Here is a 15,524-nt window from a genome sequence, read left to right as displayed (position 1 = left end):
TGAGCCCGATCATCCGGCGCCAGTCGGTGGTGTCGGTGCCCGTGATCGGTCCGAGGATCATGACGCCCGCGTTGGCCACGACGGTGTCGAGGCGGGCGGGGTCCGGTGCGGCGGCGCCTTCACCGGCCGCGGCGCCCCCGCCGGGCCGCCTCCGGTCGTCCGCGGCGCCGGGGCCGGGGTGGGCGCCGGCGGCATGTCGATGCCTCCGCCGGGGGAGGGATGGGTGACCGCGAAGTTGTACCGGCGCGTCAGCATCCCGAGCTGCTCGGCGGCCCACCGCGCCACCTCGTCGGCCTGCCGGTACCCGGCCGCGGAGACGCCGGGCGGCGGGCGATGGCCGTTCAGCCACCCCTGGATCGCGTTCTGCGCGTCCAGGAGCTGCCTGATGACCTGGTTGAGCGCGGGAGGGTCGATTCCCCGGAACTGCGGGTCGCGCGCCGCCGGACCCGTCCGCATCTGCGTCGCCATCACCCCTCCGGTGCTCGGCCCCTGCGCCGTTTCCCGACTCCCCAGAATCACACCAGTGTCACTGGCTGTCGAGGGCCTTGCGCACCGATTCGGCATCGCGCGCCACGACGGCGCTCGCGTCCGCCACGACGATCGGACGCTGGATCAGCACCGGGTTCGCGACCATGATCTCGATCCAGCGGGCCCGGTCGCGTTCGAGGTTCTTGAGCCCGAGCTCCTTGGCGACCGGCTCGTTCAGCCGCGCCACGTCCCACGGCTCGGCGCCGATGCGGGCGAGGACCTCGTCAAGCTCCCGCGCCGTGGGCGGCTCGTCCAGGTAGCGGCGCTCGGTGTACTCCACGCCCGCCTCGTCCAGCGCGGTCTTGGCGGCGCGGCTCTTCGAGCAGCGCGGGTTGTGCCACAGTTCCATCACTCCACCCCTTCCCCTGCCTCGCCTGCCGTCACTCGACCTCGGCGGGGGTCCCGCCGGTGATCCTCAGCAGTTCGCCGTACGACGTCGGGAAGACGGTGTGCGGGTGCCCGCCCGCCGCCCACACCTCGTCGTGCCTGTCCAGCCAGACGTCCACCAGCGTGCGGATCGGCTCCGGATGGCCGACCGGCGCGACGCCCCCGATCGGCTGGCCGGTCGCCTCCCGGACGAACTCCGGCGACGCCCGCCGCACCTTCGCCGCGCCCACCAGCGCCGCGACCTTCACCGTGTCGACGCGGTGCGCGCCGCTGGTCATCACCAGCAGCGGGGACCCGTCGGCGTCGAACACCAGGCTGTTGGCGATCGCGCCGACCTCGCAGCCCAGCTGCTCCGCCGCGGCCTGCGCCGTCCTCGCGGAGTCGGGCAGTTCGACGATCGCTCCCGTCGCGCCCAGGTCGAGCAGAGCCTTCGCGACGATTTCGGCATTCGGATGCATGGGTAGAACTTTAAGGTCAGCGCATGCGAGGGAGAGCGATCGACGTGCGGAAGAGCGCGGTTCTGCTGATCGCGGCCGTCGTCCTGACGGGCTGCGACGACATCGACGCGGCGGCTCCCGCCCCGTCGGAGGGGACGAAGACGAAGGCGACGCCGTCGAAGGCGCCGGCGACGCCCAAACCGAGTCCCACGCACCGCAAGCTGAAACCGGGTGCCAAGGGGCCCGACGTCAAGGCGCTCCAGCAGCGCCTCAAGGCACTGCACTACGACCCGGGGAAGGCCGACGGGAGGTACGGGCCGTCCACGCAGACGGCCGTGTGGGCGTTCCAGGCGGTGAACCGCCTCAAGCAGAAGAGCACGCTCTCCGCCTCGTTCTGGAGGGCCCTGGACGCCCCCAAGGAGCCTCGGCCGGTTGCCAAGAAGCGCGAGAGGAACCGCGTCGACGTGGATCTGAAGCGCCAGTACCTCGTCCTCTACAAGGACGGAAGGCCGCGGCTCATCACGCACGTGTCGTCAGGGTCGGGGGAGTACTACTGCGCCAAGGACCGGGGCGCCACCGTCGCGCGCTGCCGCTACGCCACGACCGGCACGGGCGACTTCCGGACCGGGCGCCGTGCCTCCGGCTGGGAGACCTCGCCCCTGGGGCAGCTCTACAACCCCATCTACTTCAACGGCGGCATCGCCTTCCACGGCGCCCTGGACGTGCCCCTGCACCCCGCCTCGCACGGCTGCGTCCGCATGCCGATGCACATCGCCGAGTACTTCCCCGACCTCGTCGGCACGGGCGTCCCCGTGCACGTCAGGCGGGCTCGCTAGCCTCCCCGCGAGCGCCGCGTCCGGGCCGCTGTCAACCCCGCTGACCTGCGGGATACGACACGCGTTCGAACACGTTGACGAATCGCCGTCAGGGCGGTTTACTGTGAAGCGCATCGAACTTATGTTCGATGTGGTGCGGGACTCGCGGCCCGCGCCAGGGCGACGTCCCGCCGATCGCGGTGTTTCGGCGGGGCCGACGGCCGGGCGGAGAGAGGGGAAGCTCTCCGCCCGGCCGGCCCGAGCCCCGGAAGGAGGCAGAGATGTCCGGAACGATGACCGCACGCGGAGTCCACTCCGCAGCCCAGTCCGTCCCGTCCCCCAGTCCTCGCCCACGCCACCGCCCGATGCCCGCGCCGCGCCCGGCGCACACGGCCGTCGGGCAGTTGCACGCCGCCCGCATGGGCCTCGCCGAGGCGGCCGAGGCCACCTCGCCGGCCGTCCGCTACGTGTGCGCCCACCTGGCGGCGCTGCGCGCTGCCGCCGCGGTCCTGGCGTCCAAGGAGCCTCTGGAGACCCATCGCCGCGGCCGTCCGCGCAGCGTCTGGGTGCTGCTGCCCGAGGCCGAGCCCGCGCTGCGGGAGTGGGCCGCCTTCTTCGCCGCCGGCGCCGACAAGCGCGCCGCCGCCGAGGCGGGCCTGCCGCGCGCCGTCACCCCGCGCGACGCGGAGGAGCTGCTGCACGACGCCGAGGTCTTCGTCACCCTCGTCGAGGACACCCTCGGCGTCGACGGGCAGCCCACGCTGCCCGTCCCCGAGGCCGGCTGAGCCACCCCGGAGGCCGTCCCCCTCCCCGGGCCGGCCCCGCCGGAGGCCGGGGGCGCCGCCCCGCCATGGGAGGCCGCGTCCCCCCTCCGGCGGCCGGACCGATCGCGCCGGAGGGTCCGCAACCCCCGAGCCGGCCCCTCCGGCGCGGTCTCACCCCGGTCGCGGCACGGCGGAGGGCGGTTGGTAGACATGGCCGGATGTCCGACCTACTGCCGCTGGACGGGATGCGCGTCATCGAGCTGTCCAGCTTCGTCGCGACGCCGCTGGGCGGGATGACCCTGGCGCAGCTCGGCGCGGACGTCATCCGCGTCGACCAGATCGGCGGCGGGCCCGACATCGACCGGTGGCCGCTCGCGCCGTCCGGCCGCAGCCTGTACTGGGCCGGGCTGAACAAGGGCAAGCGGTCGGTCGCCGTCGACCTGCGCTCGCCCGAGGGCCGCGAGCTGGTCGCCGGACTCGTCGCGCACGGCGGGGCGGTCCTGACCAACGCGCCGCCGCGGCCGGGGCTGTCCTACGAGGAGCTGAGGGCCGCGCGGCCCGACCTGATCCACGTCCGGCTGCAGGGGACCCGGGAGGGCGGCAACGCCGTCGACTACACGGTGAACGCCGCCACGGGCTTCCCGTCGATCACGGGTCCGGCCGGTCAGGAGGCCCCCGTCAACCACGCGCTGCCCGCGTGGGACGTGGCGTGCGGCCTCTACATGGCCGTCGGGCTGCTGGCGGCGGAGCGGCACCGGCTGCGCACCGGCGAGGGCCGGCAGATCCGGGTCGCGTTGCGGGACGTCGCCCTGGCCACCGCGGGGAACCTCGGGTACCTCGCGGAGGCCCAGCTCGGCGAGCCCCGGGCGCGGCTCGGCAACCACCTCTTCGGCGACTTCGGGCGCGACTTCGCCACGGCCGACGGACGGGTCATGGTGGCGGTCCTCACGGCCCGGCACTGGCGCGACCTAGTCGAGGCGACCGGCCTCGGCGAGGTGGTCGGAGCCCTCGAACGTGCTCTGGGCGCCGACTTCCGCCGCGCCGGCGACCGCTACGGCCACCGCGAGGCGCTGGGAGGCGTGCTCGCGTCGTGGTTCGCCTCCCGCACCTGCGAGCAGGTCGCGGACGGACTGGAGCGCACGTCCGTCCTGTGGTCCCGCTACCGCGACTTCGCGGAGGTGGCCGCCGGACTGCGCGACGAGCCGCTCATGGCGCCGCTCGACCAGCCGGGCGTGGGCCTCCACCTGGCCCCGGGCTCGCCCGTGCGGTTCGGCGGGTCCTCGCCGCCGCCGGTTCCCGCGCCCACCCTCGGCGAGCACACGGACGAGGTGCTCCGGGACGTCCTGGGCCTGCCCCCCGAGCGCGTCGAGGCCCTGCGCGGCAACGGGACGATCATGGGTTTGTGACGCGGGCGAACGTGGAAATCCTTCTGGCAGGCATTCCGAACCGTGGGTCTCGGCTGGCCTGCCGTTGACGGTCCGGCCTTCGAGCCCCGCCGCGTCCGTACGACGAAGGGATCCGCCGGATGGCCCTCGACGCCGCCCCGGAGCAGTCCGCACCCGCCCGCATCCCGCATCCGCTCGACAGCGACGCCGACGGCGTCAACCGGCCGGGGCTGCACAAGAACCCGCGCTACCACGAGATCCGCGAGACCGGCACCGGCGTCGCCGAGGTGCGGCGCCACGACGGCACCACGGCCAAGCTCGTCACCCGCTACCACGACGTCGAGCAGGTGCTGCGCGACCAGGAGGCGTTCTCCCGGGAGGCGGCTCTCGACGCCGACGCCGTCGACCTCGAAGGGACGATGCTGGGCCTGGACATGGAGAACCACGCGGCCGTCCGCGGCGCCGTCAAGGACTGGTTCTCGCCGCAGGCCACCGAGCGGCTGCGGCGCAAGGCGCAGGGGCGGGCGGCCGCGCAGCTGACGGCGATGCTCGCGGGCGAGGAGCCCGCCGACCTCGTCACGGCCTTCGCGCTGCCGTTCTCGCTCGACCTGATCTGCGACATGATGGGGCTGCCCAAGGAGGACCGGCTGCGCTTCCACGCCTGGGGCGACGCGTTCCTCGGCACCAGCGCCCAGACCCGCGTCGACGCGGCCGAGGCTCAGACGGCGATGGTCGGCTACCTCAGCGGCCTCGTGGAGGAGCGGCGGCGCGACCCGTCCGAGGATCTGCTGTCCCAGGTCGCCGAGGGCGCCGCGGGCCTGCCGTTCGACCGCCGGGTCAAGCTGCCGATGACGCTGGTGCTCGGCGGCTGGGAGACCGTGGCGAGCAGCATCGGCACGCAGATCCACGTCCTGCTCACCCACCCCTACGAGGACCACGAGACCGCCTACGGCTACCTCAGCGCGCATCCCGAGGCCGTCCCCGGCGCGGTCACCGAGCTGGAGCGCCTGTTCTCCACGACCGCGGCGGACGACCTGCCGCGCCGGGTCACCCGCGAGGTGACGCTGCCGAGCGGCGAGCGGCTCGCGCCCGGAGACCTGGTCATCCCGTCCCACGACGCCGCGAACTGCGACCCGCGCGTCTTCACCGACCCGCACCGCATGGACTTCGGCCGCACCCCGAACCGGCACCTGTCCTTCGGCTACGGCCCGCACCACTGCATCGGGCGCCACCTCGGGCACATGGAGGTGGAGACGGCCGTCGCGCTGCTCACCCGCGAGCTGCCGTCCCTGCGGCTGGCGGTGCCGTCGGACGAGATCACCCGCAAGCCGGGCCACGTCATCAACGGGCCCTCCGCCCTCCCGGTCGCCTGGTCCTCGCCCGCGGACTGACGGCCTTCCCGCGTCCGGCACGGCGGTGGAGAGATCCTCAGCGGCGGCGGCGCCGGTAGCCGACGGCAAGGCGGGAGCGGGGTGGTTCGTCCCACTATGAGATTGTTAGGGGGGCGAACTTCGGGAGGGCGCGGTGACGGGGCGGGGCGGGCGCGGACTGGTCCCCCTGCTGGCCTTCCTCGGCGTGATGGCCTACTCGCTCTCGATGGCCGTGGTGACGCCCGCGCTGCCGCAGATCCAGCACGGGCTGCACACGACCCCGGCGGGCGCGGCGTGGGCGCTCACGGCGATGACGCTGTCCGCGGCCGTGGCCACGCCGGTGGTCGGGCGGCTCGGCGACCTGTACGGAGCGCGCCGCGTGCTGCTCGCCGTGCTCGCGGTCGCCACCGCCGGGACGCTCGTCGCGGCGCTGGCCGGGACGGTGCCGGTCATGCTCGCCGGGCGCGTCCTGTCCGGCGTCGGCGGCGGCGTCTTCCCGCTGGCGTACACGATCATCCGAGACGTCCTGCCGCCCGCCCGGCGGGCCCCGGCCGTCGGGCTCATGTCGTCCATGCTCGGCCTCGGCGGCGCCGTGTCGTGGTGCCTGGCAGGGCCGATCATCGACCTGCTCGGCTGGCGCTGGCTGCTGTGGCTGCCGGTCGTCGGGCTGGTGCCCGGCGTCGTCCTGGCCTGGTGGATCGTTCCGGCCGGACACCGCGGCGAGGGCCCGCGCCCGGCGGCGCGGGTCGACTGGTGGGGCGCCGCCCTCTTCGCCGCCTGGCTGGTGGCCGCGCTCACCGCCCTCACCGAGGGGATGGACTGGGGCTGGACGTCCCCCGGCGTCCTCGGGCTCATCGCGCTCGCGCTGGCGGCGGCCGGCGCCTGGCTGTGGGTGGAGGGCCGCGTCCGCGAGCCCCTGATCGACCTGCGCCTCATGCGGGTGCGCGGGGTGTGGACGGCGAACGCCGCCTCGCTCCTGTCCGGCTACGCCCTGATGGCGGGCGGGCTGCTGTTCCCCCTGCTCGTCCAGCTCCCGGAGGGCACCGGGTACGGCTTCGGCGGGACGGCCACGCAGGCGGCGCTGCTCCAGCTCCCCGCCAGCGTCGGCATGACCGTCGCGGGCATGACGGCGGGCCTGCTCGACCGGCGCGTCGGCTCCCGCGCGGTGCTGCTCGGCGGCGCGGCGACGACCGGCCTCGGCTACGCGTTCGTGGCGGTCGAGCACGGCGCCATGTGGCAGCTCTACGTGGGCGGCCTGGCGCGGGGCATCGGCCTCGGCTTCGCCTACGCCGCCGTGGCGACCCTGGTGGTCGCGGCCGTCCCGCCGGGGGAGACCGGCGTGGCCACCGGCATCAACACGCTGCTGCGGACGGTCGGAGCGTCCCTCGGTACGCAGGTCAGCGCGGTCATCGTCGTGGCCGTTCCCGGCGAGGGCGGGTTCTCCGCCGGGTTCGCGGTGAGCGCCGCCGTCATGGCGGCCGTCCTCCCGCTGGCCCTGCTCGTCCCGCGCCCGGGGCGGCGGCGCGCACGCGGAACGGGGCCCGGCGCGGTGCCGGACCCCGTCACGGTCGTGCGGTGAAACAGGTCGTGCGGTGAAACAGGTCGTGCGGTGAAACAGGTCGTGCGGTGAAACAGGTCGTGCGGTGACTCAGAACGACTCGACGGCGCGGCGCGCCTCCGGGTCGAGGACGCCCCAGCCGATCAGCTCCTCGGTGAGCTCGGTCGGGGACTTGTCATAGATGACCGCGAGTGATCGCAGGTCCTCCTGACGGATGGACAGGACCTTTCCGTTGTAGTCGCCCCGCTGGCTCTGGATCGTCGCGGCGTAGCGGGCGAGAGGACCGGCCTTGTCTTTCGGAAGCTGCTGCAACCGCTCTAGATCGATCACGAGCTTGGGTGTAGGCCCGAGCGGGCTCGGCGCGGCTCCGCCGGGCAGCAACTCGGAAACCGGCACGCCATAGAAATCGGCGAGCTCGGCCAGCTTCTGAACGGTGACGGCGCGGTCGCCCCGCTCGTACGAACCCACGACGACGGCCTTCCAGCGGCCGCGTGACTTCTCTTCCACACCGTGCAGGGACAGGCCCTGCTGGGTGCGGATGGCGCGCAGGCGCGCGCCGAGAGCCTTTGCATATTCAGACGGCATGATGCGGCCCCCCAGGCTCACTTTCGTCGTCGTCGAACCCCGGCTGTCACCGGGGGGAGACAGATTCGCGAAGCCAGGGGGCCTCAGGACTCTGTCTCCAGGGATGGTTACGGACAGTGACGGTAAAACGGGTACGGCCCCAGGTCAAGCTGATTGGAAAAAAGCGGTCGAATCCGCAGGACTCGATCCGGGCCGTCCGGATCGCGGCCGGCCCGTGCGGGCGGGGGTGCGGCGGCCCGCGCGGGCGGGCGCCCCGGCCCCCGGGACGCCCCGTAATGTGACCCCTCTCACCTGCGAAGACGGGGACCGGGCCGGGGTGCGGCGCAGGCGGGGCCGGCTGCTAACGTGTGGGGGACACGACGTCCTTTAAGGCCCGTCCCGTGAGGCGGGGAAGGAGGTTTCGGCGGTGAATGCTGCCTCCAGGCAGGAGCAGCGCGTGGCGGACGGTGACCCCCGGCCCAAGGCCGTTCTGGAGGGTCCCGACATCAGGCGCGCGCTGACCCGCATCGCACACGAGATCCTCGAGCGGACCAAGGGCGGCCACGACGTCCTGCTGCTCGGCATCCAGACCCGGGGCGTGACGCTGGCCGAGCGGCTCGCCGGCGCCCTGCGCGAGGTCGAGGGCCGCCCGGTGCCCTGGGGCTCGCTCGACGTGACCATGTACCGGGACGACCTGCGGATGCGGCCCGCCCGCGCCCTCGGCCGCACGGAGCTGCCCCCCGAGGGGATCGACGACAGGGTCGTCGTGCTCGTCGACGACGTGCTGTTCTCCGGGCGCACGGTGCGCGCCGCGCTGGACTCGCTGAACGACCTCGGCCGGCCCCGCGCCGTCCAGCTGGCGGTGCTGGTGGACCGCGGGCACCGGCAGCTGCCGATCCGCGCCGACTACGTGGGCAAGAACCTGCCCACCTCGATGCGCGAGACCGTGAAGGTCCTGCTGGACGAGAACGACGGGCGCGACGCGGTGCTGCTCGGCCCGACGGGGGGTACCGAATGAACCGCCACCTGATCTCCGCCGCCGACCTCACCCGCGACGACGCGCTGCTCGTCCTCGACACGGCCGAGGAACTCGCGCAGATCGCGGGCCGCTCCATCAAGAAGCTGCCGACGCTGCGCGGCCGGACGGTCGTCAACCTGTTCTTCGAGGACTCCACCCGCACCCGCATCTCGTTCGAGGCCGCGGCCAAGCGGCTGTCCGCCGATGTGATCAACTTCTCCGCCAAGGGCTCCAGCGTCTCCAAGGGCGAGAGCCTGAAGGACACGGCGCTCACCCTGGAGGCGATGGGCGCGGACGGCGTCGTCATCCGGCACAACGCCTCGGGCGCGCCGCACCGGCTGGCCGGCTGGGTGCGGGGGAGCGTGGTCAACGCCGGCGACGGCACCCACGAGCACCCCACGCAGGCGCTGCTGGACGCGTTCACGATGCGCAAGCGCCTGGGCGATCTGGAGGGCCGCAAGGTCACGATCGTCGGCGACGTGCTGCACAGCCGCGTGGCACGATCCAACGTCCTGCTGCTGGACACGCTCGGCGCCGACGTCACCGTGGTCGCGCCGCCGACCCTGCTGCCGGTCGCGATCGACACCTGGCCCTGCTCGGTGTCCTACGACCTGGACGCGGTCATCCCGAAGAGCGACGTGATCATGATGCTGCGCGTCCAGCAGGAGCGCATGAACGCCGCCTACTTCCCGACGGTGCGCGAGTACAGCCGCCGCTACGGGCTGGACGCCGAGCGCATGGCCGAGCTGCCCGACCACGCCATCGTCATGCACCCCGGGCCGATGAACCGCGGCGTCGAGATCGCCGCCGAGGTCGCCGACTCGGTCCGCTCCACGATCGTCGAGCAGGTCGCCAACGGCGTCAGCGCGCGCATGGCCGTCCTCTACCTGCTGCTCGGAGGCTCCGAGCCCGCCATCGGCCAGGAGGTCCCCCAGTGAGCACCCACATCATCAAGGGCGCCCGGATCCTCGGCGGCCGGACCGCCGACATCCTCGTCCGTAACGGCGCGATCGCCGCGGTCGGGACCGGCCTGGACGAGGCCGGCGCCGAGGTCGTCGACGCCGCCGGGCTCGTGGCCCTGCCCGGTCTCGTCGACCTGCACACCCACCTGCGCGAGCCGGGCCGCGAGGACGCCGAGACCGTCGAGTCCGGCACGCGGGCCGCCGCGATGGGCGGGTTCACCGCCGTCCACGCGATGGCCAACACCGACCCCGTCGCCGACACGGCCGGCGTGGTCGAGCAGGTGTGGCGCCTCGGGCGCGAGGCCGGGTACTGCGACGTCCAGCCGGTCGGGGCGGTCACCCGCGGCATCGCCGGCGAGCAGCTCGCCGAGCTGGGCGCGATGGCCGACTCCGCCGCCGGGGTGCGGGTCTTCTCCGACGACGGGCACTGCGTGTCGGACGCGGTCATCATGCGCCGGGCCCTGGAGTACGTGAAGGCGTTCGACGGCGTCGTCGCCCAGCACGCCCAGGAGCCGCGCCTCACCGAGGGCGCCCAGATGAACGAGGGCGAGATGTCCGCGGCGCTCGGCCTGCGCGGCTGGCCCGCCGTCGCCGAGGAGGCGATCATCGCCCGGGACGTGCTGCTGGCCCAGCACGTCGGGTCGCGGCTGCACGTGTGCCACGTCTCCACGGCCGGCTCGGTGGAGATCATCCGCTGGGCCAAGAGCAAGGGCTGCCCGGTGACCGCCGAGGTCACCCCCCACCACCTGCTGCTGAACGACGCCAAGGCCGGGTCCTACGACCCGATCTTCAAGGTCAACCCGCCGCTGCGCACCGCCGACGACGTCACCGCGCTGCGGCACGCCCTCGCCGACGGGACGATCGACTGCGTCGCCACCGACCACGCCCCCCACCCGGTCGAGGCCAAGGAGACCGAGTGGGCCGTGGCCGCCATGGGCATGATCGGCCTGGAGACGGCGCTGCCGGTCGTCCAGGAGGCCATGATCGAGACCGGTCTGCTCGACTGGGCCGGGGTCGCCGACCGCATGTCGGTCCGCCCCGCCCGCATCGGCCGCCTCTCCGGACAGGGACGTCCGCTGGAGGCCGGCTCCCCCGCCAACATCACGCTGTACGACCCGGCGCCGCGCCGCGCCGTCGACCCGTCGGCGATGACCTCCAAGAGCCGCAACACCCCGTTCGCGGGGCTGGAGCTGCCCGGACGGGTCGTCGCGACGTTCCTGCGCGGCAAGCCGACCGTCCTCGAAGGGAAGCTCCAATGAACCCTGCTCTGCTCGTTCTGGAAGACGGCAGGGTGTTCCGCGGGGCCGCGTACGGGGCCGAGGGCGAGACCTTCGGCGAGATGGTCTTCAACACCGGCATGACCGGCTACCAGGAGACCCTGACCGACCCCTCGTACGCGCGCCAGATCGTGGCGATGACGTCCCCCCACATCGGCAACACCGGCGTCAACGCCGAAGACCCCGAGTCGCGCCGCATCCAGGTGGCCGGCTACGTGGTGCGCGAGCCCGCCCGCGTGGCGTCCAACTGGCGCGCCACGGGCTCGCTCGGCTCGGCGCTGCGCGAGCAGGGGGTGGTGGGCATCGCCATCCCCGGCACGCGGGCGCTGACGCGGCACCTGCGCGACCGGGGCGCGATGCGCGCCGGCATCTTCAGCGGCGCGGACGCCGCTCTCGCCGGAGAGGACGCCCTCGTCGAGCGCGTCCGGCAGAGCCCCTCGATGGAGGGCGCCGACCTGGCCCGGGACGTCTCCACCCGGGAGCCCTACGTCATCCCGGCGCGGGGCGAGAAGCGCTACACGGTCGCGGCCGTCGACCTCGGCATCAAGTCGATGACGCCGTACCGGATGTCCGAGCGGGGCTGCGAGGTGCACGTCCTGCCGGCGACCAGCACGGCCGGCGACATCCTCGCCCTCGCCCCCGACGGCGTGTTCTTCTCCAACGGCCCCGGGGACCCGGCCGCCGCGGACTACGCCGTGGACGCGCTGCGGGGCGTCCTCGACACCGGGACGCCGTTCTTCGGGATCTGCTTCGGCAACCAGATCTTCGGCCGCGCGCTCGGCCTCGGCACCTACAAGCTGAGGTTCGGGCACCGGGGCATCAACCAGCCCGTCCAGGACCGGACGACCGGCAAGGTCGACGTGTCGGCGCACAACCACGGGTTCGCCGTGGACGCGCCCGCCGACGGGCCGTTCGCCACCCCCTACGGGCCCGGCGAGGTCAGCCACGTCAACCTGAACGACGGGTGCGTCGAGGGGCTGAGGCTGCTGGAGCGCCCGGCGTTCAGCGTCCAGTACCACCCGGAGGCCGCGGCCGGCCCGCACGACGCCTCCGGCCTCTTCGACCGTTTCTGCGAACTGATGGAGGCGTCGAAGTAATGCCGCGCCGCGAAGATCTGAACTCCGTCCTCGTCATCGGCTCCGGGCCGATCGTCATCGGGCAGGCGTGCGAGTTCGACTACTCCGGCACCCAGGCGTGCCGGGTGCTCAAGGCCGAGGGCCTGCGGGTCACGCTGGTGAACAGCAACCCGGCCACGATCATGACCGACCCCGAGTTCGCCGACGCGACCTACGTCGAGCCGATCACCCCGGAGGTCGTCGAGAAGATCATCGCCAAGGAGCGGCCGGACGCGCTGCTGCCGACCCTCGGCGGCCAGACGGCCCTGAACACCGCCATCGCGCTCTACGAGAGCGGCGTCCTGGCCAAGTACGAGGTCGAGCTGATCGGCGCCGACGTGGACGCGATCCAGGCCGGGGAGAACCGCGAGCGGTTCAAGGAGGTCGTCGCCAAGGTCGCCCGCGAGCAGGGCCTGAACGCCGAGTCCGCCCGGTCGGTCATCTGCCACTCGATGGCGGACTGCCTGGCGGCGGCGGGCGAGCTCGGCTACCCCCTCGTCGTCCGGCCGTCGTTCACGATGGGCGGGCGCGGCTCCGGCTTCGCCCACGACGAGGACGACCTGCGCCGCATCGCCGGGGCCGGGCTGGACGCGTCCCCGACCGGCGAGGTGCTCCTGGAGGAGTCGATCCTCGGCTGGAAGGAGTACGAGCTGGAGGTCATGCGCGACCGCCGCGACAACGTGGTGATCGTGTGCTCGATCGAGAACCTCGACCCGATGGGCGTGCACACCGGCGACTCGATCACCGTCGCCCCCGCGCTGACGCTGACCGACCGCGAGTACCAGAACATGCGGGACGTCGCGATCGCGGTGATCCGCGAGGTCGGCGTCGACACCGGCGGCTGCAACATCCAGTTCGCCGTGCACCCCGGCACCGGCCGGATGATCGTCATCGAGATGAACCCGCGGGTGTCGCGGTCCTCGGCCCTGGCCTCCAAGGCCACCGGCTTCCCCATCGCCAAGATCGCGGCGAAGCTGGCCATCGGGTACACGCTGGACGAGATCCCGAACGACATCACCCGCGAGACGCCCGCCTCGTTCGAGCCGACGCTCGACTACGTCGTGGTGAAGGTGCCCCGGTTCGCGTTCGAGAAGTTCCCCGGGGCCGACGGCACGCTCACCACGCACATGAAGTCCGTGGGCGAGGCCATGGCCATCGGGCGGTGCTTCACCGAGGCCCTGCAGAAGGCCCTGCGGTCCCTGGAGCAGAAGGGCACCTCGTTCAGCTGGGCGGCCGACGCCGACGCCGCCGCGCTCGTCGAGTCGGCCCGCCGCCCCCACGACGGGCGGCTCAGGGACGTCCAGCGCGCGCTCTGGGCCGGAGCCACCGTCGAGGAGCTCTACGAGGCGACCGGCATCGACCCCTGGTTCCTGGACCAGATCGCCGCCATCAACGAGGTCGCGGAGGAGATCCGCACCGCCGACGACGCGCTCACCAAGGACAAGCTGCTGCGCGCCAAGCGGCACGGGTTCTCCGACGCGCAGATCGGCGAGCTGCGCAACCTCTCCGAAGAGGTCGTGCGCGAGCTGCGCCACGCCCTCGGCATCCGCCCCGTCTACCTGACCGTGGACACCTGCGCCGCCGAGTTCGAGGCGCAGACCCCCTACCTCTACTCCGCCTACGACGAGGAGACCGAGGTACCGCCGGGCGCCAAGCCGAAGGTCATCATCCTGGGCAGCGGCCCCAACCGCATCGGCCAGGGCGTCGAGTTCGACTACTCCTGCGTCCACGCGTCGTTCACGCTGGCCGAGGCGGGCTACGAGACCGTGATGGTCAACTGCAACCCCGAGACGGTCTCCACCGACTACGACACCTCCGACCGGCTCTACTTCGAGCCCCTCACGCTGGAGGACGTGCTGGAGGTCGTCTACGCGGAGCAGCGGTCCGGCGAGGTCGCGGGCGTCATCGTCCAGCTCGGCGGCCAGACGCCCCTCGGCCTCGCCCAGAAGCTGAAGGACGCCGGCGTGCCGATCGTGGGCACCTCGCCGGAGAGCATCCACCTCGCCGAGGAGCGCGGGGCGTTCGGACGCGTCCTGCACCGGGCGGGGCTGCTCGCCCCCAAGCACGGCACGGCCACGTCCTACCAGGAGGCGCGGGAGATCGCCGCCGAGATCGGCTACCCCGTCCTCGTCCGCCCGTCCTACGTGCTCGGCGGGCGCGGCATGGAGATCGTGTACGACGACTCCACGCTGGAGTCGTACATGGCCCGCGCCACCGAGGCCAGCCCCGAGCACCCCGTCCTGGTCGACCGCTTCCTGGACGAGGCCATCGAGATCGACGTGGACGCGCTGTTCGACGGCGAGGAGCTGTACCTCGGCGGCGTGATGGAGCACATCGAGGAGGCCGGCATCCACTCCGGCGACTCGGCGTGCGCCCTGCCGCCCATCACGCTGGGGCACGACGACATCCGCCGCATCCGCGAGTCGACGGAGGCGCTCGCGCGCGGCGTCGGCGTGCGCGGGCTGATGAACGTCCAGTACGCGCTGTCCGCGGGCGTCCTGTACGTGCTGGAGGCGAACCCGCGGGCCTCCCGCACGGTGCCGTTCGTCTCCAAGGCGACCGCCGTGCCGCTCGCCAAGGCGGCGGCCCGCGTGATGATGGGCACGACCATCGCCGAGCTGCGCGCCGAGGGCATGCTGCCCGAGGCCGGCGACGGCGGGACCCTGCCGCTGGACGCGCCGATCGCGGTGAAGGAGGCCGTCCTGCCCTTCGACCGGTTCCGCAACGAGCACGGGCAGGGCGTCGACATCGTCCTCGGCCCCGAGATGCGCTCCACCGGCGAGGTCATGGGCATCGACGAGGTGTTCGGCACCGCGTTCGCCAAGTCGCAGCAGGCCGCGTACGGGTCGCTGCCGACCAAGGGGCGGGCGTTCGTGTCCGTCGCGAACCGCGACAAACGGCACATGGTGTTCCCCGTGAAGCGCCTGGCTGACCTGGGCTTTGAGATTCTTGCCACGGAAGGGACCGCGGAGGTCCTGCGCCGCAACGGCGTGCGTGCCAAGATCGTGCGCAAGCACAGCGAGGGTCCGGGCCCGTCCGGCGAGCCCACGATCGTGCGGCGCGTCCTGGACGGCGAGGTCGACCTCATCGTCAACACTCCCTTCGGCAGCCCCGGCCAGTCCGGGCCGCGGCTCGACGGCTACGAGATCCGTACCGCGGCCGTGCTGCGGGGCGTACCGTGCGTGACGACCGTCCAGGGCCTCGCGGCGGCCGTGCAGGGCATCGAGGCCGTCGCCGGCGGCCAGGTCGGCGTCCGCTCCCTCCAGGAGCACGCCGAGCGGCTCAGCGGCGCGCACGGCCGCGCCGGCGCCTCCGGCCCGGACGGCGCGGACGGCGCGGCCCTG

Annotated in this window: 14 protein-coding genes; 10 read left to right on the top strand and 4 right to left on the bottom strand. The window is 73.2% G+C overall.

Annotated elements, in window-relative coordinates:
- Positions 1-57: 57 nt before the first annotated feature.
- The 3 genes from ABWI04_RS37115 to ABWI04_RS37105 are packed head-to-tail and all read right to left on the bottom strand — an operon-like array spanning position 58 to position 1,373.
- Entirely contained in the window at positions 58-468 is a 411-nt protein-coding gene (locus tag ABWI04_RS37115) for a hypothetical protein (RefSeq protein WP_353835309.1), read from the bottom strand.
- 58 nt (positions 469-526) lie between these two features.
- The gene (locus ABWI04_RS37110; RefSeq protein WP_353835308.1) at positions 527-877 is read right to left on the bottom strand and encodes an ArsC/Spx/MgsR family protein; all 351 of its coding nucleotides are present in this window, start codon (positions 875-877) and stop codon (positions 527-529) included.
- Positions 878-908: 31 nt separating this feature from the next.
- Positions 909-1,373: a YbaK/EbsC family protein gene (locus tag ABWI04_RS37105; RefSeq protein WP_345184773.1), complete on the bottom strand. Its 465-nt coding sequence runs from the start codon at positions 1,371-1,373 to the stop codon at positions 909-911.
- A gap of 23 nt (positions 1,374-1,396) precedes the next feature.
- On the opposite strand from ABWI04_RS37105, the gene ABWI04_RS37100 reads away from it, so the two are divergent.
- The 5 genes from ABWI04_RS37100 (at position 1,397) to ABWI04_RS37080 (ending at position 7,265) form a co-directional block, all read left to right on the top strand.
- Positions 1,397-2,188, top strand: a complete 792-nt coding sequence (locus ABWI04_RS37100) for a L,D-transpeptidase family protein (protein WP_345184771.1) — start codon at positions 1,397-1,399, stop codon at positions 2,186-2,188.
- A gap of 260 nt (positions 2,189-2,448) precedes the next feature.
- Positions 2,449-2,952, top strand: a complete 504-nt coding sequence (locus ABWI04_RS37095; RefSeq protein WP_089312401.1) for an SAV_6107 family HEPN domain-containing protein — start codon at positions 2,449-2,451, stop codon at positions 2,950-2,952.
- Between the two features lie 197 nt (positions 2,953-3,149).
- The gene (locus ABWI04_RS37090) at positions 3,150-4,337 is read left to right on the top strand and encodes a CoA transferase (protein WP_353835307.1); all 1,188 of its coding nucleotides are present in this window, start codon (positions 3,150-3,152) and stop codon (positions 4,335-4,337) included.
- A gap of 119 nt (positions 4,338-4,456) precedes the next feature.
- Positions 4,457-5,707, top strand: a complete 1,251-nt coding sequence (locus tag ABWI04_RS37085) for a cytochrome P450 (protein WP_353835306.1) — start codon at positions 4,457-4,459, stop codon at positions 5,705-5,707.
- Between the two features lie 133 nt (positions 5,708-5,840).
- Positions 5,841-7,265: an MFS transporter gene (locus ABWI04_RS37080; protein WP_353835305.1), complete on the top strand. Its 1,425-nt coding sequence runs from the start codon at positions 5,841-5,843 to the stop codon at positions 7,263-7,265.
- Between the two features lie 69 nt (positions 7,266-7,334).
- On the opposite strand, the gene bldD is transcribed toward ABWI04_RS37080, so the two are convergent.
- Positions 7,335-7,829, bottom strand: a complete 495-nt coding sequence (gene bldD / locus ABWI04_RS37075) for a transcriptional regulator BldD (protein WP_021597992.1) — start codon at positions 7,827-7,829, stop codon at positions 7,335-7,337.
- A 436-nt stretch (positions 7,830-8,265) separates the two neighbouring features.
- Between bldD and pyrR the strand changes: the two genes are divergently transcribed.
- From pyrR to carB, 5 genes are all read left to right on the top strand, one after another.
- Entirely contained in the window at positions 8,266-8,826 is a 561-nt protein-coding gene (pyrR, locus tag ABWI04_RS37070) for a bifunctional pyr operon transcriptional regulator/uracil phosphoribosyltransferase PyrR (protein WP_345184760.1), read from the top strand.
- Positions 8,823-9,764 (top strand): aspartate carbamoyltransferase catalytic subunit, encoded by a 942-nt coding sequence (locus ABWI04_RS37065; RefSeq protein WP_345184758.1) that lies wholly within the window; start codon positions 8,823-8,825, stop codon positions 9,762-9,764. The genes pyrR and ABWI04_RS37065 overlap by 4 nt, the downstream gene beginning before the upstream one ends.
- Positions 9,761-11,047, top strand: a complete 1,287-nt coding sequence (locus ABWI04_RS37060) for a dihydroorotase (RefSeq protein ID WP_345184756.1) — start codon at positions 9,761-9,763, stop codon at positions 11,045-11,047. Before ABWI04_RS37065 ends, ABWI04_RS37060 begins: the two co-directional genes overlap by 4 nt.
- Complete coding sequence (gene carA, locus ABWI04_RS37055) at positions 11,044-12,162, top strand: glutamine-hydrolyzing carbamoyl-phosphate synthase small subunit (protein ID WP_345184753.1); 1,119 nt, start codon at positions 11,044-11,046, stop codon at positions 12,160-12,162. Before ABWI04_RS37060 ends, carA begins: the two co-directional genes overlap by 4 nt.
- A partial coding sequence (gene carB / locus ABWI04_RS37050; RefSeq protein WP_353835304.1) for a carbamoyl-phosphate synthase large subunit occupies positions 12,162-15,524 on the top strand: 3,363 nt, incomplete at its 3' end. The genes carA and carB, both read left to right, overlap by 1 nt.

The organism is Actinomadura sp. NPDC000929, assembly GCF_040492065.1.
GTDB classification, from domain to species: domain Bacteria; phylum Actinomycetota; class Actinomycetes; order Streptosporangiales; family Streptosporangiaceae; genus Spirillospora; species Spirillospora verrucosospora.
The sequence above is the reverse complement of the archived record's forward strand: the minus strand, read 5'-3'. Positions and strand labels throughout refer to the sequence as shown.